At 55.5% G+C, this 23,270-nt stretch carries 20 protein-coding genes and 1 riboswitch; of the genes, 5 read left to right on the plus strand and 15 right to left on the minus strand.

The window, feature by feature from the left end:
* Window positions 1-116 precede the first annotated feature (116 nt).
* From dinF to G163CM_RS16355, 3 genes are all read right to left on the minus strand, one after another.
* On the minus strand, window positions 117-1,445 hold the full coding sequence (gene dinF / locus G163CM_RS16345) for an MATE family efflux transporter DinF (protein ID WP_231825650.1): 1,329 nt from the start codon (window positions 1,443-1,445) through the stop codon (window positions 117-119).
* Window positions 1,446-1,513: 68 nt separating this feature from the next.
* Complete coding sequence (gene lexA / locus G163CM_RS16350; protein WP_231825651.1) at window positions 1,514-2,122, minus strand: transcriptional repressor LexA; 609 nt, start codon at window positions 2,120-2,122, stop codon at window positions 1,514-1,516.
* 109 nt (window positions 2,123-2,231) lie between these two features.
* The gene (locus G163CM_RS16355) at window positions 2,232-2,600 is read right to left on the minus strand and encodes a diacylglycerol kinase (RefSeq protein ID WP_113859023.1); all 369 of its coding nucleotides are present in this window, start codon (window positions 2,598-2,600) and stop codon (window positions 2,232-2,234) included.
* Between the two features lie 130 nt (window positions 2,601-2,730).
* Between G163CM_RS16355 and plsB the strand changes: the two genes are divergently transcribed.
* A complete protein-coding gene (gene plsB, locus G163CM_RS16360) occupies window positions 2,731-5,172 on the plus strand; it encodes a glycerol-3-phosphate 1-O-acyltransferase PlsB (protein WP_015966332.1) in 2,442 nt (813 codons plus the stop codon).
* Between the two features lie 102 nt (window positions 5,173-5,274).
* Here the strand turns inward: plsB and ubiA are convergent, their stop codons facing one another.
* From ubiA to malK, 5 genes are all read right to left on the minus strand, one after another.
* Entirely contained in the window at window positions 5,275-6,147 is an 873-nt protein-coding gene (gene ubiA, locus G163CM_RS16365; protein WP_015966333.1) for a 4-hydroxybenzoate octaprenyltransferase, read from the minus strand.
* 12 nt (window positions 6,148-6,159) lie between these two features.
* Window positions 6,160-6,654, minus strand: a complete 495-nt coding sequence (ubiC, locus tag G163CM_RS16370; protein ID WP_015966334.1) for a chorismate lyase — start codon at window positions 6,652-6,654, stop codon at window positions 6,160-6,162.
* Window positions 6,655-6,842: 188 nt separating this feature from the next.
* Entirely contained in the window at window positions 6,843-7,784 is a 942-nt protein-coding gene (gene malM, locus G163CM_RS16375) for a maltose operon protein MalM (protein ID WP_231825652.1), read from the minus strand.
* Window positions 7,785-7,896: 112 nt separating this feature from the next.
* The gene (locus tag G163CM_RS16380; RefSeq protein WP_015966336.1) at window positions 7,897-9,255 is read right to left on the minus strand and encodes a maltoporin; all 1,359 of its coding nucleotides are present in this window, start codon (window positions 9,253-9,255) and stop codon (window positions 7,897-7,899) included.
* Between the two features lie 75 nt (window positions 9,256-9,330).
* Window positions 9,331-10,440, minus strand: coding sequence for a maltose/maltodextrin ABC transporter ATP-binding protein MalK (gene malK, locus G163CM_RS16385; protein WP_015966337.1), 1,110 nt, complete (start codon window positions 10,438-10,440; stop codon window positions 9,331-9,333).
* A gap of 372 nt (window positions 10,441-10,812) precedes the next feature.
* Between malK and malE the strand changes: the two genes are divergently transcribed.
* The 3 genes from malE to malG all read left to right on the plus strand — a co-directional run bounded on the left by malE (window position 10,813) and on the right by malG (window position 14,582).
* Window positions 10,813-12,003: a maltose/maltodextrin ABC transporter substrate-binding protein MalE gene (gene malE / locus G163CM_RS16390; RefSeq protein ID WP_231825653.1), complete on the plus strand. Its 1,191-nt coding sequence runs from the start codon at window positions 10,813-10,815 to the stop codon at window positions 12,001-12,003.
* 129 nt (window positions 12,004-12,132) lie between these two features.
* Window positions 12,133-13,677, plus strand: coding sequence for a maltose ABC transporter permease MalF (gene malF, locus G163CM_RS16395; RefSeq protein ID WP_231825654.1), 1,545 nt, complete (start codon window positions 12,133-12,135; stop codon window positions 13,675-13,677).
* A 14-nt stretch (window positions 13,678-13,691) separates the two neighbouring features.
* Window positions 13,692-14,582 (plus strand): maltose ABC transporter permease MalG, encoded by an 891-nt coding sequence (gene malG, locus G163CM_RS16400; RefSeq protein WP_015966340.1) that lies wholly within the window; start codon window positions 13,692-13,694, stop codon window positions 14,580-14,582.
* A gap of 95 nt (window positions 14,583-14,677) precedes the next feature.
* On the opposite strand, the gene psiE is transcribed toward malG, so the two are convergent.
* From psiE to pgi, 7 genes are all read right to left on the minus strand, one after another.
* Complete coding sequence (gene psiE / locus G163CM_RS16405) at window positions 14,678-15,088, minus strand: phosphate-starvation-inducible protein PsiE (protein WP_231825655.1); 411 nt, start codon at window positions 15,086-15,088, stop codon at window positions 14,678-14,680.
* 91 nt (window positions 15,089-15,179) lie between these two features.
* Window positions 15,180-15,377 carry a hypothetical protein gene (locus tag G163CM_RS16410; protein ID WP_231825656.1) on the minus strand — a complete coding sequence of 66 codons (198 nt, stop codon included), beginning with the start codon at window positions 15,375-15,377 and terminating at the stop codon, window positions 15,180-15,182.
* Between the two features lie 67 nt (window positions 15,378-15,444).
* Complete coding sequence (locus G163CM_RS16415) at window positions 15,445-17,541, minus strand: YjbH domain-containing protein (RefSeq protein ID WP_231825657.1); 2,097 nt, start codon at window positions 17,539-17,541, stop codon at window positions 15,445-15,447.
* Window positions 17,541-18,278, minus strand: coding sequence for a capsule biosynthesis GfcC family protein (locus G163CM_RS16420; protein WP_231825658.1), 738 nt, complete (start codon window positions 18,276-18,278; stop codon window positions 17,541-17,543). Before G163CM_RS16420 ends, G163CM_RS16415 begins: the two co-directional genes overlap by 1 nt.
* The gene (locus G163CM_RS16425; protein WP_231825659.1) at window positions 18,275-18,913 is read right to left on the minus strand and encodes a YjbF family lipoprotein; all 639 of its coding nucleotides are present in this window, start codon (window positions 18,911-18,913) and stop codon (window positions 18,275-18,277) included. The genes G163CM_RS16420 and G163CM_RS16425 overlap by 4 nt, the downstream gene beginning before the upstream one ends.
* Before the next feature lie 63 nt (window positions 18,914-18,976).
* Entirely contained in the window at window positions 18,977-19,219 is a 243-nt protein-coding gene (gene yjbE / locus G163CM_RS16430; protein ID WP_015966345.1) for an exopolysaccharide production protein YjbE, read from the minus strand.
* Between the two features lie 451 nt (window positions 19,220-19,670).
* Window positions 19,671-21,320, minus strand: a complete 1,650-nt coding sequence (pgi, locus tag G163CM_RS16435; protein WP_015966346.1) for a glucose-6-phosphate isomerase — start codon at window positions 21,318-21,320, stop codon at window positions 19,671-19,673.
* A 234-nt stretch (window positions 21,321-21,554) separates the two neighbouring features.
* A riboswitch (Lysine riboswitch) is annotated at window positions 21,555-21,749 on the plus strand.
* Window positions 21,750-21,834: 85 nt separating this feature from the next.
* Here pgi and lysC point away from each other — a divergent pair.
* Entirely contained in the window at window positions 21,835-23,184 is a 1,350-nt protein-coding gene (gene lysC, locus G163CM_RS16440; protein ID WP_015966347.1) for a lysine-sensitive aspartokinase 3, read from the plus strand.
* The last annotated feature ends 86 nt before the right edge of the window (window positions 23,185-23,270 follow it).

A 23,270-nucleotide genomic window follows, 5' to 3' on the forward strand; every position in this document is an offset into this window, starting at 1 on the left:
TCATGGATGAGATATCACTTCGTCCTTCGGCGTTCATTTCTGCTGAACGTGATAATAAGTGTAGAAGAGGATATCGCTGACAATTCACTATTCAGAATCTTTAACCATCCACGCCGTTATGTCTGTGGTGAAAACCAGGTGCCTTTTTGCCAGTGACGACGCCAGATAACCGCCAGCGACAGGCCACGCAGCGCAAGGAATACCGCCAGCGCCAGCCATAAACCGTGGTTGCCCAATACCGGCACCGTCAGCAGCGTTAAGGCGAACCCAGCGGCTGCAATGGCCATGCTGTTACGCATTTCCGCCCCGCGCGTCGCACCAATAAACATGCCATCCAGCAGATAACACCAGACGCCAATCACCGGCAATACGGCCTGCCAGAGCACATAGCGATCGGCAAGCTGCTGCAACGATGGCAGCGACGTCAGCATCGCCACAATATGACCGCCAGCCACCGCGTACACCAGCGCAAACGCCAGCGCCACAATGCCTGCCTGTCGACAGGCCGCGCGCCAGACCTGCTGCAACTGGCTGTCATCACGCGCACCGTAAGCCTGCCCGGAGTGCGCTTCTACGGCATAGGCAAAGCCATCGAGTGCGTAGGCGGTGAAGGTGAGCATGGTCATCAGTACCGCATTGACCGCCACCACATCGCTGCCCAGCCGAGCGCCAAATACGGTTAATGCGCCAAAGCAGAGCTGAAGCAATAGCGAGCGCAGCATAATGTCGCGATTGAGTGCCAGCAGGCTGCGCATATTTCCGCGCCAGGCCGTCTTCAGCATGTCAGTTGTAATACCGCGCAGCACCAGCACCTTACGCGCCATCAGCAGGCCAATGAGCATCGTGGCATATTCGGAAATCACCGTCGCCAGCGCCGCCCCCTGCACGTTCATATGCAGGCCCATCACCAGCCACAGGTCGAGGACAATGTTCAGGACGTTGCCGACGATCAGCAAAATTACCGGCGCACGCGCGTACTGAACGCCGAGCAGCCAGCCCAGCAGCACCAGGTTCGCCAGCGAGGCGGGCGCGCTTAACCAGCGAATTTCAAGGAAGCGCCGCGCCTGCTCCAGCACTGCATCGCTGCCGCCGACAACGGTGAGCGCCAGATTAATCAGCGGCCCTTTGAAAAGTACGATAAGTAACCCAGCCCCCAGCGCCAGCAGCAGCGGTTGCACCAGCGCGCGCGCAAGCCGGAGGGGATCTTTCGCGCCGAAGGCCTGCGCAGTTAAGCCGGTGGTACTCATACGTAAAAAGAGCAGCAGCATAAACAGGAAGCTGGTTGCCGTTGCGCCAATCGCCACGCCGCCGAGATAGACAGGGCTATCCAGATGACCAATCACCGCCGTATCCACCAGCCCCAGCAGGGGAACCGTGATATTGGAGAAAATCATGGGGAGGGCGAGACGCCATAATGCCTTGTCGGCAGCCGTGAAGAGCGACATGGTTAGGAACCTGAACAGAAAAGAGAACAAACAACGGCGCATGATGCGCCGTTGTTATCGGGAGAGGATTACAGCCATTCGCCGTTGCGGATCACGCCAACGGCCAGCCCTTCAATGGAGAAGTTCTGAAGGCGAAGATCGACGATAATCGGGGAAAACTCGCTGTTTTCCGGCAACAGTTCGACGACGTTGCCCTGTTTTTTCAGGCGTTTTACCGTTACTTCTTCGTCGATGCGCGCGACAACCACCTGGCCGTTACGCACGTCCTGGGTTTTGTGCACCGCGAGCAGGTCGCCGTCCATAATGCCGATATCTTTCATCGACATACCGCTCACCCGCAGCAGGAAGTCCGCGTTTGGTTTGAACAGTGAAGGATCGACCTGATAGTGGCCTTCAATGTGCTGCTGCGCCAGCAGCGGCTCACCGGCGGCGACGCGGCCAATCAGCGGCAGGCCGGTTTCTTCTTCTACCAACAGACGAATGCCGCGCGAGGCACCCGAAACAATTTCAATAACGCCTTTACGCGCCAGCGCTTTCAGATGCTCTTCCGCCGCATTCGGGGAACGGAACCCCAGGCGCTGAGCAATTTCCGCACGTGTCGGAGGCATGCCCGTTTGGCCGATATGATCTCGAATGAGATCAAACACCTCTTGCTGCCTGGTCGTTAACGCTTTCATTCCGCCCCCTGGGTGTATATACAGTTATGCTGTGAGTATATACAGTTAACGGCTATTTTGGAACCGCAAAACACACAAAATACAGGAGTTTTCGCAGATTATGCGAGCCTCAGTGGAAATGCGACCACAGCAGCACGGCCCAGGTCATCACCGCGACGAAAATCGCCAGCAATACCGCCGCAGAACCCATATCTTTCGCCCGCCCGGAGAGTTCGTGATACTCAGAACCAATGCGGTCAACCACCGCTTCCAGCGCACTATTGAGAATTTCCACTATCATCACCAGAAGGACGGAGCTTATCAGCAAGACGCGGGTAATGGCGTCAACGTCCAGCCAGCAAGCGATGATAATGGCCACAACCGAGGCGACCCCTTCCTGGCGGAATGCGGCTTCGTTTATCCACGCCGCGCGAAAACCTTTCCAGGAATAACCAGCCGCTTTGATAATTCGGGTGAGTCCAGTGGTATTATTGGCCATCAAATAGAACCTTTTAGCGTTATACGCATCAATGACAGTAGCTGTTATCGGCGGTAGAACAGAAATCCTGCTGACTTTCTGATATTCTTGCCGCGCATTTGCATGATTAACCAGAGGCTTTACATCGTTTATGTCCGGTTGGCCACGAATTTACTACAAATTACTGAATTTACCATTAAGCATACTGGTAAAAAGCAAGTCTATTCCGGCAGAGCCTGCCCAGGAATTGGGGCTCGATACCTCGCGCCCGATCATGTACGTCCTGCCTTATAACTCTAAGGCCGACTTACTGACCTTGCGCGCCCAGTGCCTGGCGCACGATCTCCCAGACCCGCTAGAGCCGCTGGAGATCGACGGCACCCTACTGCCCCGCTATGTGTTTATCCATGGCGGCCCACGCGTGTTCACCTATTACACGCCGAAAGAAGAGTCTATCAAGCTGTTCCACGACTATCTCGATCTGCATCGCAGCAATCCGAATCTGGACGTGCAGATGGTGCCGGTGTCGGTGATGTTTGGTCGTCGTCCAGGGCGCGAGAAAGGCGAAGTGAACCCGCCGCTGCGCATGCTGAACGGCATCCAGAAATTCTTCGCCGTCTCCTGGCTTGGCCGCGACAGCTTCGTGCGTTTCTCACCGTCCGTCTCGCTGCGCCGCATGGCCGATGAACACGGTACCGATAAAATTATCGCGCAAAAACTGGCGCGCGTGGCGCGTATGCACTTCGCTCGCCAGCGTCTGGCGGCGGTAGGCCCGCGCCTGCCTGCGCGTCAGGATCTCTTCAACAAGCTGCTCGCCTCACGCGCGATTGCCAAAGCGGTTGAAGATGAAGCGCGCAGCAAAAAAATCTCTCATGAAAAAGCGCAGCAAAACGCCATCGCGCTGATGGAAGAGATTGCCGCCAACTTCTCCTATGAGATGATTCGCCTGACGGACCGCATTCTGGGCTTCACCTGGAACCGTCTCTATCAGGGGATCAACGTGCACAACGCCGAGCGCGTTCGCCAGCTGGCGCACGACGGCCACGAGATTGTGTATGTACCGTGCCACCGTAGCCATATGGACTACCTGCTGCTCTCCTACGTGCTCTATCACCAGGGGCTGGTGCCGCCGCACATTGCTGCCGGTATCAACCTGAATTTCTGGCCAGCTGGCCCGATTTTCCGTCGCCTGGGCGCGTTCTTTATTCGCCGTACCTTTAAGGGCAACAAACTCTACTCCACCGTGTTCCGTGAATATCTCGGCGAGCTGTTCAGCCGTGGTTATTCCGTTGAATACTTTGTGGAAGGCGGGCGTTCCCGTACTGGCCGCTTGCTGGACCCGAAAACCGGCACCCTGTCGATGACCATTCAGGCGATGCTGCGCGGCGGTACGCGTCCTATCACGCTGGTGCCGATTTACATCGGGTACGAGCACGTGATGGAAGTGGGCACGTACGCGAAAGAGCTGCGCGGTGCGACCAAAGAGAAAGAGAGCCTGCCGCAGATGCTCAAGGGCTTGAGCAAGCTGCGCAACCTGGGCCAGGGCTATGTGAACTTCGGCGAGCCGATTCCGCTGATGAACTACCTGAACCATCACGTACCGGAGTGGCGCGAGTCTATCGATCCTATCGAAGCCATTCGTCCGGCCTGGCTGACGCCAACGGTGAACGGTATCGCCGCCGAACTGATGGTGCGCATCAACAACGCAGGTGCGGCGAACGCCATGAACCTGTGCTGTACCGCGCTGCTGGCGTCTCGTCAGCGTTCTCTGACCCGCGAGCAGTTAACTCAACAGTTAGACTGTTACCTGTCGCTGCTGCGCAACGCGCCGTATTCGCCGGATGCCACCACGCCAAACGTGACGGCCAGCGAGCTTATCGATCACGCGTTGCAGATGAACAAGTTCGAAGTCGAGAAAGACACCATTGGCGATATCATCATCCTGCCGCGCGAGCAGGCGGTGCTGATGACGTACTACCGTAACAACATCGCCCATATGCTGATCATGCCGTCGCTGCTGGCGACCATCATGACCCAGCATCGCCATGTCTCCCGCGCGGATGTGCAGAACATGGTTGAAGTGCTCTACCCGATGCTGAAGGCCGAGCTGTTCCTGCGCTGGGAAAAAGCAGAGCTGGCGTCGGTGATTGATACGCTGGTTGACGAGATGGAACGCCAGGCGCTGATCACCCGTCAGGGCGATGAGTTGCACATTAATCCGTCTCATTCCCGCACCCTGCAACTGCTGGCCGCAGGCGCGCGCGAAACGCTGCAACGTTATGCCATTACGTTCTGGCTGCTGAGCGCCAACCCATCGATGAACCGCAGTACGCTGGAGAAAGAGAGCCGCACCGTGGCGCAACGTCTGTCGGTGCTGCACGGCATTAACTCGCCGGAGTTCTTTGATAAAGCAGTGTTCTCATCGTTGGTGCTGACGCTGCGTGATGAAGGCTATATCAGCGACAGCGGCGACGCCGAGCCGGAAGAGACGATGAAGGTTTACCAGATGATGGCGAACCTCATTACCCCGGACGTGCGTTTGACGATTGAGAGTGTGACGCAGGACGAAGAAGCGGCGCCGAAAGACGCCTGATGGCGCTTCGCTTATCAGGCCTACGGGCCAGGAGCTTGTAGGGCGGGCAAGCGTAGCGCCCCCGCCATAAAAAAGCCGGATGAAAATCCGGCTTTTTCATTTTTAGAAGTGCCAGTAACTCATCGCCAGACCGATAAACAGCACCAGTCCAACGTAGTTATTGTTCATAAACGCCTGGAAACAGGCTGCGCGTTCACGGTGTTGGATCAGCTTCTGCTGATACGCAAACAGCGCGCCTGCAACCAGGATAGACCAGTAGAATTCCCAGTTAAGCCCGTTCAGATAGCCAATCGCCGCCATTAATGCCAGCACACCCACCTGCAAAATGCCGATAATTAAGCGGTCATACTGACCAAACAGAATCGCCGTCGATTTCACACCGATTTTGACGTCATCGTCGCGGTCAACCATCGCATACTGCGTGTCGTACGCCACCGCCCACAGGATATTCGCCAGCAGCATCAACCAGCAGCTCAGCGGCAGCGATTCACTGACGGCGGCAAACGCCATCGGAATCGACCAGCCGAACGCCGCGCCCAGCACCACCTGCGGCAGATGGGTGTAACGCTTCATAAACGGATAAACCCACGCCAGCGCCAGCCCCGCGACCGAAAGCAGAATGGTCATGGTATTGAGCGTCAGCACCAGCAGGAACGACAGCAACACCAGCACGGCAAACAGGGTTCGCGCTTCCTTTTCCGTCACCGCACCGCTCGGTAACGGGCGATTGGCGGTGCGTTTTACATGGCCATCAAATTTACGGTCAGCATAGTCATTCACCACGCAACCGGCGGCGCGCATCAGCCAGACGCCCGCGACAAACACCGCCAGGATCCACAGCGGTGGTACGCCGGGCGCGGCAACCCACAACGCCCATAAGGTCGGCCACAGCAGCAGCAAGGCACCAATCGGCTTGTCGGTGCGCATCAGGCGATGAAATGCCAACAGCTTATTCTGCGTCAGACTCCACTCCATTTTCTCTTCCTCTTAGTACAACGGCGATGCAGGCAGAAACAGCTCGGTCAGAAGCAGCGGTTTCCCACTCAACCGAAGGCGGGAACGACGCCCCCAGAGATCTGCATGGCAACCTATCTCAATAAAATCACGCGTGAGCATGGAAGACGTAAACAGGTAACGACCCAGCGGCGTCTTGCCAAGCTGTTGCAGCGCCAGTTCCGGGCCGCTCAGCGTCGATTCGGGTACCACAGTGCGCCCGGCAAGCCAGGGCTCGCCGTCCACACAGAGTAATATTTCGCGCAGCCAGTAACGTTGCTCGTCTGGCAACAGCGCCTGCTCAGGTGCTATAGCATCGCGGGTGACAAACCCTTCGTCAATCAGTGTGACGCTGACCACACCATATTGTTCGAAACGTTTGGTCATGGAATCTTCCAGCAGCAGCCAGTCGAGTTGTTCAGCGTCGAGCGAGGGGATGGCGTCAAAATAGTTCAGCGCACGCAGTTGCGTCAGTGCGGGATGCGTCATGCCTGACTCTCCAGTACATATTGAGAGGCTATTGTATCGCAGATTGGCGCGGGCGGGAGTGCAGTAATGGCTAAATACGATCATTGGCGCAACAGTTATGCAACAGCATGGCGCACAACAGAAAAAAAGTGCGCCCCAAGGGGCGCACCGAAAGGCATAGCCTAAACATCAGCGCTGTGGGGATGTCATTACCCCTTGCCTTTTACAGAGCTGATAAAGGTGGATCTCGCAGAGGTGGAGCCGAGGCGCTCAGCTTCATCCAGCAGTTTCAACGCTTTATCTACATCACCACGCGCAACAGCCTGTTTAATGGCGTTGTTGAAGTAAGATTCGGTGTCATTCAGCATCGGTTCGCTTTTCTTGGCCGGTGCTGGCGCTGGTGCAGCGGCTACGGCGGCAGGCGCGGCGTAAGTCGGTGCAGCGGTGTTACCCACGGTCACCGGGGCCGGTCCGGAAGAGCCAAACAGCGGGCCGACCAGAACGCTGGAGGTGCTATTGGTTTTCACTTTCAGCTTCAGCGTGCCGTCGGTGATATGACGGGCAATCGGATCCGGGATATCCGGAATCGCGTTACCGACACCTTTAGCGTAGGACTTAGCCGGGTCCAGTAATTTGGTGGTTTTTTGCAGGTCTTGTTCGGTGGTAAACACCAGCACATACAGTTTCTGCTGACCCAGCGCAGGCGTCAGACGCATTTCGCCTTCAAGACGGTCAGCGCTCATGACGCCCGGTTCCTGATAGGTGAAGTAGCTTGACGGGAAGAACGCTGATGGCGTCATGTTCTGATCCAGAATCAGGACGTTCGGCGCAAATACGCTGGTTTGTTTGTTGACTTCACTGCTCAGCGTGAGCGTCAGCTCGCCAATGTTGGCGGGCACGCTGTAGGCCGCAACCGGGCCGCTGATACCAGGCACATTCAGGCTCTGGCCAGCCGTGGAGAGCGTTGTGGTCTGAACTTTAGATTGATCCACCGGCGTCCAGGTCAGTTGCTGTAACGCAGCGGTCGGAATGGTTGGCGCGGCAGAGGTGTTCTGCGGCACGTAGTTTACATCGGCAAAGGTGACTGCCGGTACGCTTGCCATAAGACCTGCGCAGAGGCCGAGGGCGACGAGACTTTTCTTCATTTTCATTGTTATTACCTCAGATACAGAGCTCAGCGCTCGCCAGGCAATAGCGCGCTGCGCGTAAAGAGAGAGGGGCTTGCGCCCCTCTTTTCAGGCATTACATCGGGTTAAACGAGTATTACCACCAGATTTCCATCTGTGCGCCGAAGGACCACTCATCGCTGTCGCCGCGGCTGGTTGTGTTGATGCCAGAGTTAGAAGCTGCTGCAAAGCGGCTTACAGAGTCACCATCTTTGATGTAACCCCATTTCTCATCCCATTTCGCGTAGGTTGCGAATACGCGGATTGCCGGACGAGACCAGATGCTGTCGCCAGCCTGCCATTGTTGCGCCAGGGTGATTTTGTACTGGTTGTTGCGATCGCCAGTCTGCTGAGATTTCACGTTGTCATAGCCAACTTCCAGCAGGGTACTCATGATCGGCGTCCATTTGTACATTGGACGAACACCCACGGTCCACCAGTCGGTGCCGAGGTCGCTATCCAGGTCGGTTTTCTGGAACATACCGACGTACATCAGGTCCCATTTGTCGCCCAAAGAAATTGCGCCGTGGTCCAGGATACGCCACATGTTACCGTTGTTGTTGATAACGTTATTTGCGTAATTGGTCGTCGTGCCATCCGGGTTAGTCACGGTGAAGGTAGAAGAACCGTAGGAGCCCTGGTTCACACCTTTACCGTGAGTGGTCATCGCATCTGTCGCGTACTGAACCACAAATTTGTTGTAGCCTTTCAGCATGCTCTGAGTATGTTCAGCGGTGAACATCCAGCCATCTTTCGATGCGTCGTCAGCCAGGCTGTAACCATCGGTGGTGTTTGCACGACCGTAGTCAACACCCAGTTCCAGCACGCCGTCCGGGTTAGTTTCCAGACCCGCTAAACGTACGTCGAATACGTCGTTTGCCGTGTCTTTAGTACGATCGTAAATATTCTGGCTGCTGAACGCGTAAGAACCGCCAGCTTCCTGAGAACGGGTCGCTGCCATAGACAGTTTACCGAAGCCCAGGTCGATATTTTCGATACCCGCACCAGGACCAGAAATATCCCAGTAGTAGAAGTCGATCATGTGAACGTCATGACGCTGATAGAAGCGCTTACCGGCCCAGATGGTGGAACCTGGCAGCCATTCAATCAGGTTTTTACCCTGCACGTTGGCTTCACGGAAAGCCGGGTCAGTTGCTTCCCAGTCATTCTGTTGAGCAACGGAGTACGCCACGTTGGTATCAAAGTAGAAACTCTTATCACCTTCTTTCCACACTTCCTGGCCCAGCTTCAGTTCCGCATAGGTTTCACATTCGTTACCCAGACGGTACTTACTTTGTGCGCCGGTTGCCTGGAAGCACTGTTGTTCACCACCGCTGCCTGTCCAGCCAATACCGGAACGCGCGTAGCCGTGGAAATCGACTGCCAGCGCCTGAGCAGACATAACGCCTGCCGCGACGGCGACTGCCAGGGGAAGTTTGCGCAGAGTAATCATCATTCTATCTCCTGAGATCATTGCTTTTCTTTGAAACACGAACCCTTGTAGCCGGGTTTTGTGCCTTTGTTATGGGAATCAAACGCCGGGCTCTTTGTGCAACCGACGACATGCGGTGCCATCCTCACGGAACAGGTGGCAGCGCTCTGGTGGCAAGCCAATAGCGAATGTGGCTCCCTCTTCTACTAACACCACATCATTCTGGCGATAGACCAGGTTCTGATGGATGGCGGGGATCTGGATATGAATTTGCGTTTCGTGACCAAGCTGTTCCACAACGTGGACTTCGCCTTCCAGGGTGACATCGGCGATGTCGCTGGGCAGCAGATGTTCAGGGCGAATACCCAGTGACATATTGGCGCCGACCTGCACATTGTTACTTTCTACCGGCAGCCAGACCTGTTGACGGTTTGGCAGCTCAACCTGCACCTGATCAATTGCCGTTGCCGTGACTTTGACCGGCAGGAAGTTCATTTTCGGCGAGCCGATAAAGCCCGCAACGAAGCGGTCGGCCGGGTAGTGATAGAGTTCAAGCGGTTTGCCGACCTGCGCGACGCGGCCTGCATCCAGCACCACGATTTTGTCGGCGAGCGTCATCGCTTCAACCTGATCGTGGGTGACGTAAATCATCGTGCGGCCCAGGCGTTTGTGCAGGCGGGAAATTTCGATACGCATCTGTACACGCAGTGCGGCATCCAGGTTGGAGAGCGGTTCATCGAGCAGGAACACATTCGGTTCCGCCACCAGCGTACGGCCAATCGCCACACGCTGACGCTGACCACCGGAAAGCGCTTTTGGTTTGCGCTCTAACAGGTGCGCCAGCTGCAACACTTCGGCGACCTGATTCACCCGCTGGTTAATGACTTCTTTTTTCGCGCCCGCCAGTTTCAGGCCGAAGGACATGTTCTCGGCGACGGAGAGATGCGGATACAGCGCATAGGACTGGAACACCATGCCCACACCGCGTTCCGCAGGCGGGATTTCGTTCATCCGGGTTTCCCCGATATAGAGGTCGCCGCTGGTGATAGTCTCAAGCCCAGCGATCATGCGAAGCAGTGTAGATTTGCCACAGCCCGACGGCCCAACAAACACCACGAACTCCCCTTCCTGGATATCCAGGTTGATATCTTTCGATACCACCACGTCGCCCCAGGCTTTCGTTACATTTCGCAGTTGTACGTTTGCCATCGCCTTCTCCCTTGTTACAACCCGTCACTAACAGAAACATTCAAGATGGATTGAACTATGGGGTATCCCTTGTTGTCGCGAATCCTCCACCCCCCCTGTTTTTTATGGGGGAGGAGGCGGGAGGATGAGAAAACGCCTTCTGCCACCGGGGGTTAGGGGCTACAGGGAAAATCGTGAGCTGGCCTGCAAAAACGGGGCGTTTTTTATGTGCGCCAGGGCTCATAACTCTGATTTATGTAACAGAGATCACATAAACACCCCTCGGGGCGTAGAGGAAGGGAGGATGGAAAGAGGTTGCTAAAAAAGGAGACTCAACAACGTAAAAACCACCTCTGTGTATCCACGAGTACATCACCAAAAAGGACGGGATATATGAAAATTAAAACTGGCGCTCGCATCCTCGCGCTGTCGGCTCTGACCACGATGATGTTTTCCGCCTCAGCCCTCGCGAAAATCGAAGAAGGAAAACTGGTTATCTGGATCAACGGCGATAAAGGCTATAACGGTCTCGCCGAGGTAGGTAAGAAATTCGAGAAAGACACCGGCATTAAAGTCACCGTTGAACACCCGGACAAGCTGGAAGAGAAATTCCCGCAGGTGGCGGCCACCGGTGACGGCCCGGACATCATCTTCTGGGCGCATGACCGTTTCGGCGGCTACGCGCAGTCTGGCCTGCTGGCTGAAATCAGCCCGGACAAAGCCTTCCAGGACAAACTCTATCCGTTCACCTGGGACGCCGTTCGCTACAACGGCAAACTGATCGCTTACCCGATTGCGGTTGAAGCGCTCTCCCTGATTTACAACAAAGACCTCGTACCGAACCCGCCGAAAACCTGGGAAGAAATTCCTGCGCTGGATAAAGAGCTGAAGGCGAAAGGTAAGAGCGCGCTGATGTTCAACCTGCAAGAACCGTACTTCACCTGGCCGCTGATCGCCGCCGACGGTGGATATGCATTTAAGTTTGAAAACGGCAAATATGACGTGAAAGACGTTGGGGTGGACAACGCTGGCGCGAAAGCGGGGCTGACCTTCCTGGTTGACCTGATTAAAAACAAACACATGAACGCGGATACCGATTACTCCATCGCTGAAGCGGCCTTTAACAAAGGCGATACCGCGATGACCATCAACGGCCCGTGGGCATGGTCTAACATCGATAAGAGCAAGGTGAACTACGGCGTGACGCTGCTGCCGACCTTTAAAGGCAAGCCGTCTAAACCGTTCGTCGGTGTGCTGAGTGCTGGTATCAACGCCGCAAGCCCGAACAAAGAGCTGGCGAAAGAGTTCCTCGAAAACTACCTGCTGACCGATCAGGGTCTGGATGAAGTGAACAAGGACAAACCGCTGGGCGCCGTTGCACTGAAATCCTTCCAGGATCAGCTGGCGAAAGATCCGCGCATTGCGGCCACCATGGATAACGCCCAGAAAGGCGAAATCATGCCGAACATCCCGCAGATGTCCGCCTTCTGGTATGCCGTTCGCACCGCAGTCATTAACGCCGCAAGCGGTCGTCAGACTGTCGATGCCGCACTGAAAGACGCGCAGGGCCGTATCACTAAGTAATGCTGTCGATGTGCCTGATGGCGCTTCGCTTATCAGGCCTACAGAGGATTGTAGGCCGGATAAGGCATTTATGCCGCCATCCGGCACATCTCCGGCCAGGAAGTTTCACCGTTGTAGAGGAAGATCCCCATGGATGTCATTAAAAAGAAACATTGGTGGCAAAGCGACGCGCTGAAGTGGTCAGCGATCGGTCTGCTGGGCCTGCTGGTGGGTTACCTTGTAGTTTTAATGTACGCACAAGGGGAGTACCTGTTCGCCATCATGACGCTGATTTTAAGCTCTGCTGGCCTTTATATTTTCGCCAATCGTAAAGCGTACGCCTGGCGCTATGTTTATCCGGGCATGGCCGGGATGGGGCTGTTTGTCCTGTTCCCGCTGATTTGCACCATCGCCATCGCTTTCACCAACTACAGCAGCACTAACCAGCTCACCTTTGAACGTGCTCAGCAGGTGTTGATGGACCGCTCTTATCAGGCGGGGAAATCCTATAATTTCACGCTGATCCCGGCGGGTGACGACTGGCAGCTGGCGCTGACCGACGGTGAAAGTGGCAAGAATTATCTCTCCGACGCCTTTAAATTAGGCGGCGAGCAGAAAATTACGCTGAAAGAGACGGACGCCCTGCCAGAAGGCGAGCGTGCGGCGCTGCGCGTGATCACCCAAAATCGTCAGGCCCTGAACCAGTTAACCGCCGTTCTGCCAGATGAAAGCAAAGTGGTGATGAGTTCTTTACGTCAGTTCTCCGGCACACGCGCGCTTTACACGCTTGGCGCTAACGACGAGCTGACCAACAACCAAACCGGCGTAAAATACCTGCCGAACAACGACGCAGGTTACTACCAGGCTGTCGATGCCTCAGGTAACCTGACCGGCGAGAAACTGAGCCCAGGCTACACCGTCACCATCGGCTGGGATAACTTCACTCGCGTCTTCACCGACGAAGGGATTCAAAAGCCGTTCTTCGCGATTTTCATCTGGACGATTGTCTTCTCGGTACTGACCGTCATCCTGACCGTTGCCGTCGGCATGGTGCTGGCGTGCCTGGTGCAGTGGGAAGCCCTGAAAGGCAAAGCGATTTATCGCGTGCTGCTGATTCTGCCCTACGCCGTACCGTCGTTTATCTCGATTCTGATTTTCAAAGGGCTGTTCAACCAGAGCTTTGGTGAAATCAACATGATGCTGAGCGCGCTGTTCGGTATCAAACCAGCCTGGTTCAGCGACCCGACCACCGCGCGTTCGATGATTATCATCGTCAACACCTGGCTCGGTTACCCGTACATGATGATCCTGTGCATGGGCCTGCTGAAAGCGATTCCGGACGACCTGTATGAAGCCTCGGCAATGGATGGCGCAGGCCCGTTCCAGAACTTCTTCAAGATTACGCTGCCGCTGCTGATTAAGCCGCTGACGCCGCTGATGATTGCCAGCTTCGCCTTTAACTTTAACAACTTCGTTCTGATTCAGCTGTTGACCAACGGCGGCCCGGACCGACTCGGCACCACAACGCCTGCCGGTTATACCGACCTGCTGGTGAGCTACACCTACCGTATCGCCTTCGAAGGCGGCGGTGGACAGGACTTCGGCCTCGCGGCAGCGATTGCCACGCTTATCTTCCTGTTGGTGGGTGCGCTGGCGATAGTGAACCTGAAAGCCACGCGTATGAAGTTTGATTAAGGGAGATAACGACAATGGCTATGGTACAACCGAAATCTCAGAAACTGCGCTTGTTTACAACGCACCTGTTACTCCTGATCTTCATCGCGGCAATCATGTTCCCGCTGCTGATGGTTATCGCCATTTCACTGCGCGAGGGTAACTTCGCCACCGGGAGCCTGATCCCGGAAAAAATCTCCTGGGAGCACTGGCGGCTGGCGCTGGGCTTCAGCGTAGAACACGCTGATGGCCGCGTCACACCGCCACCCTTCCCGGTTCTGCTGTGGTTGTGGAACTCGGTAAAAATTGCGGGCATCACCGCGATTGGCATCGTCACCCTTTCCACAACCTGTGCTTACGCCTTCGCCCGTATGCGTTTCCCGGGTAAAGCGACCCTGCTGAAAGGGATGCTGATTTTCCAGATGTTCCCGGCGGTGCTGTCTCTGGTGGCGTTGTACGCGTTGTTTGACCGTCTCGGCCAGTACATTCCGTTTATCGGCCTGAACACCCATGGCGGCGTGATCTTCGCTTACTTAGGCGGTATCGCACTGCACGTCTGGACGATTAAAGGCTACTTCGAAACCATCGATAATTCGCTGGAAGAAGCGGCGGCACTGGATGGCGCAACCCCGTGGCAGGCATTCCGCCTGGTGCTGCTGCCGCTCTCCGTACCGATTCTGGCGGTGGTGTTTATTCTGTCGTTTATCGCCGCTATCACCGAAGTGCCGGTAGCGTCACTGCTGCTGCGTGATGTGGACAGCTACACGCTTGCGGTAGGGATGCAGCAATACCTCAACCCGCAAAACTATCTGTGGGGCGACTTTGCCGCGGCAGCCGTACTCTCTGCTATTCCGATTACCGTCGTGTTCCTGCTGGCGCAGCGCTGGCTGGTTAATGGCCTGACGGCAGGCGGTGTGAAAGGTTAATACCCTCGTTCTACCCTCCCGGAAACGGGAAAAGCCACTGCAATCCTCGATTTAACTTGTGACTGTTGTTTGGCGCTCTTCGGAGCGCCATTTTTTTATTCTCGTTTCAGGCGTTTGGAGTTACACAGCCAGAGCGTGATCACCAGCAACAGGATCGCCCCGGAGTAGATCAACACGTCGAGCGGCGAGGTGTGATCGACGATGATCAAGCGCACAATCGCGGTGATCCCGATATAGATAAAGTAGCGTAGCGGGAAGTGAAAACCGGACTGAAAGTACTTCACAATCAGCGCGATAAATTCGAAATAGAGAAAATAAACCACCAGGCCTTCCACCAGCGCATATTTGCTGGTGCGCTCAGGCGCAAAAAGCACGTCAGCTAAGTGCAATGTCTCTTTGCCGAGAAAGATGACCAGAATCATACCAAGGCAGAGTAGCCCAAGGTTGAGGACAGTCTGTAAGATCGTCGAGATAAACTCGACGCGTGGACGGGGGAGTGATGTCATGGCGGCATCTCCTGTGCAGGCTGAGCCTCTTGTATAACGCAGAAATGTGATCCAGATCTACATTTTTTACATCAGCAGTGCCGGATGGCGGCTACGCCTTATCCGGCACACAGACCGCATCAAAACGTTGCACCGCACCTTCAAATCCCCGTAGGCCGGATAAGGCGTTTGCGCCGCCATCCGGCCTACAGACCGCGTCAAAATGTTGCACCGCACCTTCAAATCCCCGTAGGCCGGATAAGGCGTTTACGCCGCCATCCGGCACACAGACCGCATCAAAACGTTGCACCGCACCTTCAAATCCCCGTAGGCCGGATAAGGCGTTTACGCCGCCATCCGGCACACAGACAGCACAATTACCGGAAATTCATACTCTTATCACTGGTAATCCCATACAAATCAAACTTGCGCCCCAGCTTCTGGCCGCCATCGCGGGTCAACGGCACCCAGTTCACCGCCGCACGGCTGCGCGTCGCGCCGGAGGAGAAGAGATCCAGCGGCACAGAGACATACACGCCTTTGGTGAATTCCCCTTCCCCATACTCATCGCCGGAAACGTTGGTAATGGTGGCGTAGCCACCGACTACCACGCCGCTGTCGAAGTGTTTAGAGATATCGAGCGTGCCGCCCTTATCACCCGCCAGATACTGGCCAACGCTGGCTTTCACCAGCACGTCCTGGGCAAACGGCGGCGTCCAGTAAGCCGTGAGATGCCCGGTCTTCACGCTGTAGTCGGTGAATTTCATCATGTCCTGCGCGCTGCGCCAGTCACGCTGTTTCACGTAGTTGGCGTCGATCCCCACCGCCCAGTTGCTGTCTACCGGGCGATACAGCGCCTCGACGCCCGCCCCGCCGAACATAGTTTCCAGATAGCCGCCGTAAACCTGGCCGTAGAAATTATTCCCCAGATACTGGAAATAGTTGGCCTGGAGGTTGTTCACATAAACGTTATTCTCAACGTATTCACGCACGTGAGTACGCACACGCGGCAGTTTCGAGTCGCTCGGCGGGTTGGTGTAATTAAACTTGTCATAGTTGTTGGCGATGTTGGCAAACAGGCTGCCGCTGGTCAGCAGGTGGTCGGTGACCCACCAGTCCGCCGTGCCCATCACGCCCAACTGGTACATGTAGAAACTTTCCGGCCCGCCGACCGACTGACTCAGCACTGGATCAATATGGAAATCGAAGCTCGATTTGTCGATATACCAGCCCTGCTCGGTGGTTTCCGGCACGATCGGCGTGACGCGCTTCTGCTCCAGCGGCGTTTCGTGGCCGAGCGGTTCGCCTTCCAGATGTCGTTGCAGGCTGGCGACGTTAGTTTCCGTGGTCACCTGCGGCATATTGAGGCGATTTTCGGTAATGCGGATGGTGCGAATGCCTTCCGGCAAATCGTTCATGATGATGCGATTCGCCCGATCAATGCCTTCACGCGAGTCGCGATATTTCACCTGCTCGCCGGTGACGTAGAGCGTATCGCCTTTGGTCTGAATATTCGGGTCGGCAAATCCGGCGTTGTATTTCAGCAACGTCAGCTGATTCGCCACCACCGAATGTTGCAGAATCGCATCCTGCGGCTGCGGGCGATATTTTGGCCGCGCGTTGTCGTTGTAGGACGGACGCAGGTCGTTGAAATTCGTGCGCAGGGTGAAGCCAAACATCACGGTATTCCCGCGCTCATAGCTTAGGTTAACGTCGGCCCAATCCGCAACGCGATAAATAGCGCCGACGTTAAACTTGCTTTTCTGGTCCAGTTTTCCGGCAAAATCCTGCTGGTAGTTATTGCCTTCATACTCCAGCTTCAGGCGCAATGGCTGCCAGGGCGTTTGATATTCTACCCCGCCAAAAAACGCCGCCGGGCCACGAAACATCTGGCTGCTATCCATCGATCCCGCTTCGCGGTAGCTGTTGTCGCGGTGACAATATTTGTCGCTGTAAGAACAAAACGGGTTGGTGGCGTTGCCGCTGGTGCCAAGGTAGCCCCAGCCCATTCCGAGGGAGAAATCGAACGGCCCCCAGGCTTTGTTGGCGACGATATATTCCGAGTCAAACAGCCCGGTACCGCCGATATCGCGCGCGCCGACGGAGACCTGCGGCATCCAGTAACTCTCTTCCCACAGGCGCAGCTTCAGGTCGAAGGCTTTATCTTTATAGGTTTGATCGCCCGAGAACGCGTCGACGCTACTGTATTGTTTGGTACGCACGTCGGTATACCGCAGCGTCGTTTCCAGCCACGGAAACAGTTGTACGGAGGCAGAGTAGTAGCGGTACTGATCGTTATCGCGGTAGTTAAGGCTGATTTCCCCTTCCCGCGCCATTCGCGCGGTCGGCGTTTGCAGCAGGCCTACGCCGCCGAAATCAGACTGCGAAGGGCCCACGGGCGCCGGATACGTTTCGGCATGGCACGCGGCGCTGACGCCCAGCGCCAGCAGGCTATAGAGGTATTTTTTCTTCATTAATCAGGTATCCGCTGCGACAGGGAGCGAAGAATAGCGACGTTAAGCTCATCGTATTTCTTCGTCCACAGTGAATCGGCAAAGCCAACAAACACGATGCTGCCGGGCATCGGCTCAATATGACGTCGGTTCCAGTAGGCGATGGGGGCCTTCAGCGTGCGGCCATCGGGGTAAATCACCCACGCGTAGCTGCGCTCGCCGCCGCTCAGTCGATCAACCTCTTTGAGGTAACTGGCGACATCCCGACCGGGCGTAAACGCCACTTTTCCGGGGCGATTGATCAACCCGAAAAGCGTAATCGTCGAGGGTTCATTGCCCACCCACAGGCTGTATTTCCCCTGAAGCGGCGGATTTTTCCCTTCGCCGATGCGGACTTCATCCGGGTCCAGCGAGACAAACTGTCGCCCCGTGACCTTGATGGCCTGAAGCTGCTGGCGTAAGGCATTAATGGCGGCGGCATCGGTTCCGCTCGCCTCCATCGCCGCGCGGCTTAACGCGGCGAGCAATGCCTGATGCTGTTGCTCGGCAACCGTGGTCGCCTGCTGTTCGGCGATCACCGCGCCGCGCCACCAGCTTCCGGCGAGTCGCGGCTGTGCGACGAGATCTGCCAGATGTTCGGCGTTGGTCAACGTGAGCGTTTTTGCCTCGCCTTCACGATGAACATCCACGGTGCCTGCTGCGAATGCGCCACCCGAGATGGCGCAGAAAAGTCCTGCGATGAGCGTGATTTTTTTCATTGTTTTGCGGCCTTGATCAGGGTCGTTTTCACCGGGAAATAGCCCGCCCCAAGGTATTGTTCTGATTGTCGAATCTGGCCTTCGTCATCCACCCAGTAACGGTTGCACCAGTTTGCCTGGTCGGTGGTCACCGTTTCTTCCAGCACGCGGACCGGCGTCTCGCTTCCGGCTAAGGTCAGCGTTTCGCGATCGCCCCAGTGGAAGGAGGAATGCGCGGTGGCGTAGCGCACCTGGCGGTGTTCGGTCCAGCCCATCGTGCGCGTCCAGCTTGCGCCATCCACCACCTGATTCGGTTTGGCTAACGGGTCGTTGGCGAGATTATTAACATCGAGCAGGTTATCGCCCGCCAGCTGTGTCTTCACGATGCGCCCGTGCTGCGTGACCAGCGTGGCCTGATCCTGGGTCACCCACTTGTGCTGACCATTTTCCGAGTAAGCCAGCGCCACAAAAATCTGCGGGCCGTTATTGAGCTGAATGTACTGACTGGCGTAGGGCATATTCTGGATATCGTCCGCCGTGAGATGCACACCGGGCGTGCCGAACAGGCTATCCCATAACGATTTTCCCAGCCCTTTTGTGCTGGATGAACACGCCTGAAGCAGCAGGCAAAGAGTGATAATGGCAAGTCGCTTCACGACGTTTCTCCGAAGGGGCAAAATAACCACACCGAAGTGTGGTTATGGGTAAACGCACCCGTATTACTGGGTACTGGTTGTCGTGGTGGTCGTGGTTCCGGTATTGGAGCCATCACCGCCACCTGTCGCTGCCAGCGCGACACCCACCGCAGAACTGACGGTGCTGGCGCTGGTCGCGGTAGAACTCCCCGCGGAGACAGACGTCGCCGCAGAGCCCGCCGCATCACCGGTTTCCACCGGCGCTGCTGACGCGGATGCCGCCGCAAACGCAGATATGGCAAAAATGCCATAGAGGATTTTCTTCATAACAATTTCCCTTCATTGAATAAATGGAGGTACATACCCTGGGAATTCCGGGTTGCAGAGTGAAAGTCGGCATGAAATACATGCGTGGCTCACGCACATACAACCTGAAAATAAGCGGGTATACCTGAAATATTCAGGCGTCATCGAGTATACACAACTCAATACCGGGAATTAGCGTTAGGGGAAGGGAGCAAGGGATTTTAAGAAAATGAGAAAAAAGAAACAGATAAGTATTATTTATTGATTACAACAAGCTGTAAATCAGCAAGTTATGGCGTTATCTATTTTTATTACCCTGCGTATTATCCTAAAATAAGACCTTATTTAACTCAGGTCTATTTATGTTTTAGGAATATGCTCATCAGTAATTTTCAGCGGAGATCACGGACAAGGGGATTTATCCGATAAAAAAATGCCGGCTATTACGCCGGCATTTTCAGATTAAGACGACTTACGCACGCCAGGATTTATAACGGTTAATCAGGCCGTTGGTTGAGCTATCGTGGCTGCTAATTTCGCTGCCATCTTTCAGTTCCGGCAGAATACGGTTAGCCAGCTGTTTACCCAGCTCAACGCCCCACTGGTCGAAGGTGAAGATGTTCAGGATAGCGCCCTGAGTAAAGATTTTGTGCTCATACAGCGCAATCAACGCGCCCAGGCTGAACGGCGTGATTTCGCGCAGCAGGATGGAGTTGGTTGGGCGGTTGCCTTCAAACACTTTAAACGGCACCACGTGTTCCAGCGTTGCCGGATCTTTACCCTGATCGCGATATTCCTGCTCAACCACTTCGCGAGATTTACCGAACGCCAGCGCTTCGGTCTGGGCGAAGAAGTTAGACAGCAGCTTCTGATGATGATCGGAAAGCGGGTTGTGGGTGATCGCCGGTGCGATGAAGTCACAAGGAACCATTTTGGTGCCCTGGTGAATCAACTGATAAAACGCGTGCTGACCGTTAGTGCCCGGCTCGCCCCAAATGATTGGGCCCGTCTGGTGCGCCACTTTGTTACCGTTGCGGTCAACATACTTACCGTTGGACTCCATGTTGCCCTGCTGGAAGTACGCCGCGAAACGGTGCATATACTGGTCGTACGGCAGAATCGCTTCCGTTTCCGCGCCAAAGAAGTTGTTGTACCAGATGCCGATCAGCGCCAGCAGAACCGGCAGATTTTTCTCAGCAGGCGTGGTGGAGAAGTGCTTATCCATCGCGTGCGCGCCGGAGAGCAGCTCAACAAAGTTGTCGAAGCCCACAGACAGAATAATAGACAGGCCGATGGCAGACCACAGAGAATAACGGCCACCCACCCAGTCCCAGAACTCGAACATGTTGGCGGTATCAATACCAAACTCGCCCACCGCTTTCGCGTTGGTAGACAGCGCTGCGAAGTGTTTCGCCACGTGTTTCTGATCGCCTGCCGTTTCCAGGAACCAGTCGCGCGCGCTGTGGGCGTTGGTCATGGTTTCTTGCGTGGTGAAGGTTTTAGACGCCACCAGGAACAGCGTGGTTTCCGGGTTAACGGTTTTCAGCACTTCCGCGATGTGGGTACCATCGACGTTAGACACAAAGTGCATATTCAGGTGATTTTTGTACGGACGCAGCGCTTCGGTCACCATGAACGGGCCGAGGTCAGAACCGCCGATACCAATGTTGACAACGTCGGTGATGGCTTTGCCGGTATAGCCTTTCCAGCTACCGGAAATGATGGCTTCAGAGAAACCTTTCATTTTATCCAGCACGGCGTTAACTTCCGGCATCACATCTTTGCCGTCAACGATAATTGGGGTATTGCTGCGGTTACGCAGCGCTACGTGCAGCACGGCACGGTCTTCGGTGCGGTTGATCTTCTCACCGGAGAACATTGATTTAATTGCGCCGCTCAGATCGGTCTCTTTCGCCAGATCCTGCAGTTTGCTCAGCGTCTCTTCCGTAATACGGTTTTTGGAAAAATCCACCAGCATCAGATCGTCAAACGTGGCGGAAAACTTGCTGAAACGATCGCTATCTTTGGCAAACAGCTCGGCGATAGTGACATCTTTCATTTCATCGAAGTGTTTCTGTAGTGCCTGCCACGCAGCGGTCTGCGTTGGGTTGATGTTTTTCATTAGCAATACCCTTCTGATTTGAGAATCGTTACTGCCCTCGATTGTAGCGCCAGTTACAAAAATTTGTGATCGTTTTAGTGTTACAGGCAACAAACAAGGCATAAAGTCGCAAAAAGTATAGCTGTCATAAGTGTTTTTTCTGACACCCCTTTTTGCATGAAAAATCCGCATAACCCCAGCGTTGACAGGGGTGGCTTAAGCCTTTATTTATAAAGGCACTACCTGCGCATGGCGCAGGCCAGAAGAGGCGCGTTGCCCAGGTAATCGTATTTCAGGAGCCAGTCCGCGAAAGATACGTGAGGGGGAGCAACGCCGAGGTGGCTGAACGCCTGGTCACGTTCGCTATCGGCTACAGGGGCTGAATCCCCTGGGTTGTCACCAGAAACGTTGGCAGTCCGGCGTTTCGCAAGGTGGAGCACTTCTGGGGAAATCGTAGTTTCTGCGTCCCCCTGTATACCGCTCTTCCCTTGTGCCAAGGCTGAAAAAAGGAACCCCTGACACGAGGCAGTACACAATGACAGATTTTGTCGTCGCCAAATTTGGCGGCACCAGCGTAGCCGATTTTGATGCCATGAACCGCAGCGCGGACGTGGTCCTCTCTGACCCCAATGTGCGTTTAGTGGTGCTCTCCGCCTCCGCAGGCGTGACCAATCTGCTGGTTGCGCTGGCCGAAGGGCTCGAAGCCAGCGAACGCTTCGCCAAACTTGATGCCATCCGCAAAATCCAGTTCTCCATTCTGGAACGCCTGGCGAACCCGAACGTGATCCGCGAAGAAGTGGAACGCCTGCTGGAAAATATCACCACGCTTGCGGAAGCGGCGTCTCTGGCCACCTCAACCGCACTGACCGATGAACTGGTCAGCCACGGCGAGCTGATGTCGACCCTGCTATTTGTTGAAGTGCTGCGCCAGCGCGATGTGCAGGCGCAGTGGTTTGACGTGCGTAAAGTGATGCGCACCAGCGATCGCTTTGGCCGCGCCGAACCGGACGTGGCCGCGCTTTCTGAACTGGCTACCCAGCAGCTCGCACCGCGTCTTGCAGAAGGTATGGTCATCACCCAAGGCTTTATCGGTAGCGAAGCCAAAGGCCGCACCACCACGCTGGGCCGTGGCGGCAGCGACTACACCGCAGCCCTGCTGGGCGAAGCGCTGCACGCCACCCGTGTCGATATCTGGACGGATGTGCCGGGTATCTATACCACCGACCCGCGCGTTGTCCCGGCGGCAAAACGTATTGATGAAATCGCCTTTGAAGAAGCCGCCGAAATGGCGACCTTCGGCGCGAAAGTGCTGCACCCGGCCACGCTGCTGCCGGCTGTGCGCAGCGATATTCCGGTGTTTGTTGGCTCAAGCAAAGACCCGAAAGCGGGCGGCACGCTGGTATGCAACAAAACGCAGAATCCACCGCTGTTCCGCGCGCTGGCCCTGCGTCGTAAACAAACGCTGGTGACCCTGCATAGCCTGAATATGCTGCACTCGCGCGGTTTCCTGGCGGAAGTTTTCGGCATTCTGGCGCGTCATAATATCTCGGTGGATTTGATCACTACCTCGGAAGTGAGCGTGGCGTTAACCCTGGATACCACCGGTTCAACCTCAACCGGCGATACCTTACTGACGCAGTCGCTGCTGATGGAGCTTTCCGAACTGTGCCGCGTCGAAGTGGAAGAGAATCTCGCCCTGGTCGCGTTGATTGGGAATGACCTCTCTAAAGCCTGCGGCGTGGGGAAAGAGGTATTCGGGGTGATGGAACCGTTCAACATCCGCATGATTTGCTATGGCGCATCCAGCCACAATCTGTGCTTCCTGGTGCCGGGTAGCGAAGCTGAACAGGTAGTGCAGAAGCTGCATCAGAATTTGTTTGAATAATCCCCTTCCACGCGATAAACAATACCTATGGCCGGGCTCGAACCCGGCCATTTTTATAAAAACACAATGCAAACACAACGCTATCG

The organism is Pseudocitrobacter corydidari, assembly GCF_021172065.1.
In the GTDB taxonomy this organism is placed as follows: domain Bacteria; phylum Pseudomonadota; class Gammaproteobacteria; order Enterobacterales; family Enterobacteriaceae; genus Pseudocitrobacter; species Pseudocitrobacter corydidari.

What these genes read in the sequence shown, in the direction of transcription:
- malF (WP_231825654.1), top strand. Translation starts at nt 12,133, where the DNA reads ATGGATGTCATTAAAAAGAAACATTGGTGGCAAAGCGACGCGCTGAAG.
- lexA (WP_231825651.1), bottom strand. Translation starts at nt 2,122, where the DNA reads ATGAAAGCGTTAACGACCAGGCAGCAAGAGGTGTTTGATCTCATTCGA.
- malG (WP_015966340.1), top strand. Translation starts at nt 13,692, where the DNA reads ATGGCTATGGTACAACCGAAATCTCAGAAACTGCGCTTGTTTACAACG.
- G163CM_RS16380 (WP_015966336.1), bottom strand. Translation starts at nt 9,255, where the DNA reads ATGATGATTACTCTGCGCAAACTTCCCCTGGCAGTCGCCGTCGCGGCA.
- lysC (WP_015966347.1), top strand. Translation starts at nt 21,835, where the DNA reads ATGACAGATTTTGTCGTCGCCAAATTTGGCGGCACCAGCGTAGCCGAT.
- G163CM_RS16355 (WP_113859023.1), bottom strand. Translation starts at nt 2,600, where the DNA reads ATGGCCAATAATACCACTGGACTCACCCGAATTATCAAAGCGGCTGGT.
- malE (WP_231825653.1), top strand. Translation starts at nt 10,813, where the DNA reads ATGAAAATTAAAACTGGCGCTCGCATCCTCGCGCTGTCGGCTCTGACC.
- G163CM_RS16415 (WP_231825657.1), bottom strand. Translation starts at nt 17,541, where the DNA reads ATGAAGAAAAAATACCTCTATAGCCTGCTGGCGCTGGGCGTCAGCGCC.
- pgi (WP_015966346.1), bottom strand. Translation starts at nt 21,320, where the DNA reads ATGAAAAACATCAACCCAACGCAGACCGCTGCGTGGCAGGCACTACAG.
- yjbE (WP_015966345.1), bottom strand. Translation starts at nt 19,219, where the DNA reads ATGAAGAAAATCCTCTATGGCATTTTTGCCATATCTGCGTTTGCGGCG.
- malM (WP_231825652.1), bottom strand. Translation starts at nt 7,784, where the DNA reads ATGAAAATGAAGAAAAGTCTCGTCGCCCTCGGCCTCTGCGCAGGTCTT.
- ubiA (WP_015966333.1), bottom strand. Translation starts at nt 6,147, where the DNA reads ATGGAGTGGAGTCTGACGCAGAATAAGCTGTTGGCATTTCATCGCCTG.
- dinF (WP_231825650.1), bottom strand. Translation starts at nt 1,445, where the DNA reads ATGTCGCTCTTCACGGCTGCCGACAAGGCATTATGGCGTCTCGCCCTC.
- malK (WP_015966337.1), bottom strand. Translation starts at nt 10,440, where the DNA reads ATGGCAAACGTACAACTGCGAAATGTAACGAAAGCCTGGGGCGACGTG.
- ubiC (WP_015966334.1), bottom strand. Translation starts at nt 6,654, where the DNA reads ATGACGCATCCCGCACTGACGCAACTGCGTGCGCTGAACTATTTTGAC.
- plsB (WP_015966332.1), top strand. Translation starts at nt 2,731, where the DNA reads ATGTCCGGTTGGCCACGAATTTACTACAAATTACTGAATTTACCATTA.
- G163CM_RS16420 (WP_231825658.1), bottom strand. Translation starts at nt 18,278, where the DNA reads ATGAAAAAAATCACGCTCATCGCAGGACTTTTCTGCGCCATCTCGGGT.
- psiE (WP_231825655.1), bottom strand. Translation starts at nt 15,088, where the DNA reads ATGACATCACTCCCCCGTCCACGCGTCGAGTTTATCTCGACGATCTTA.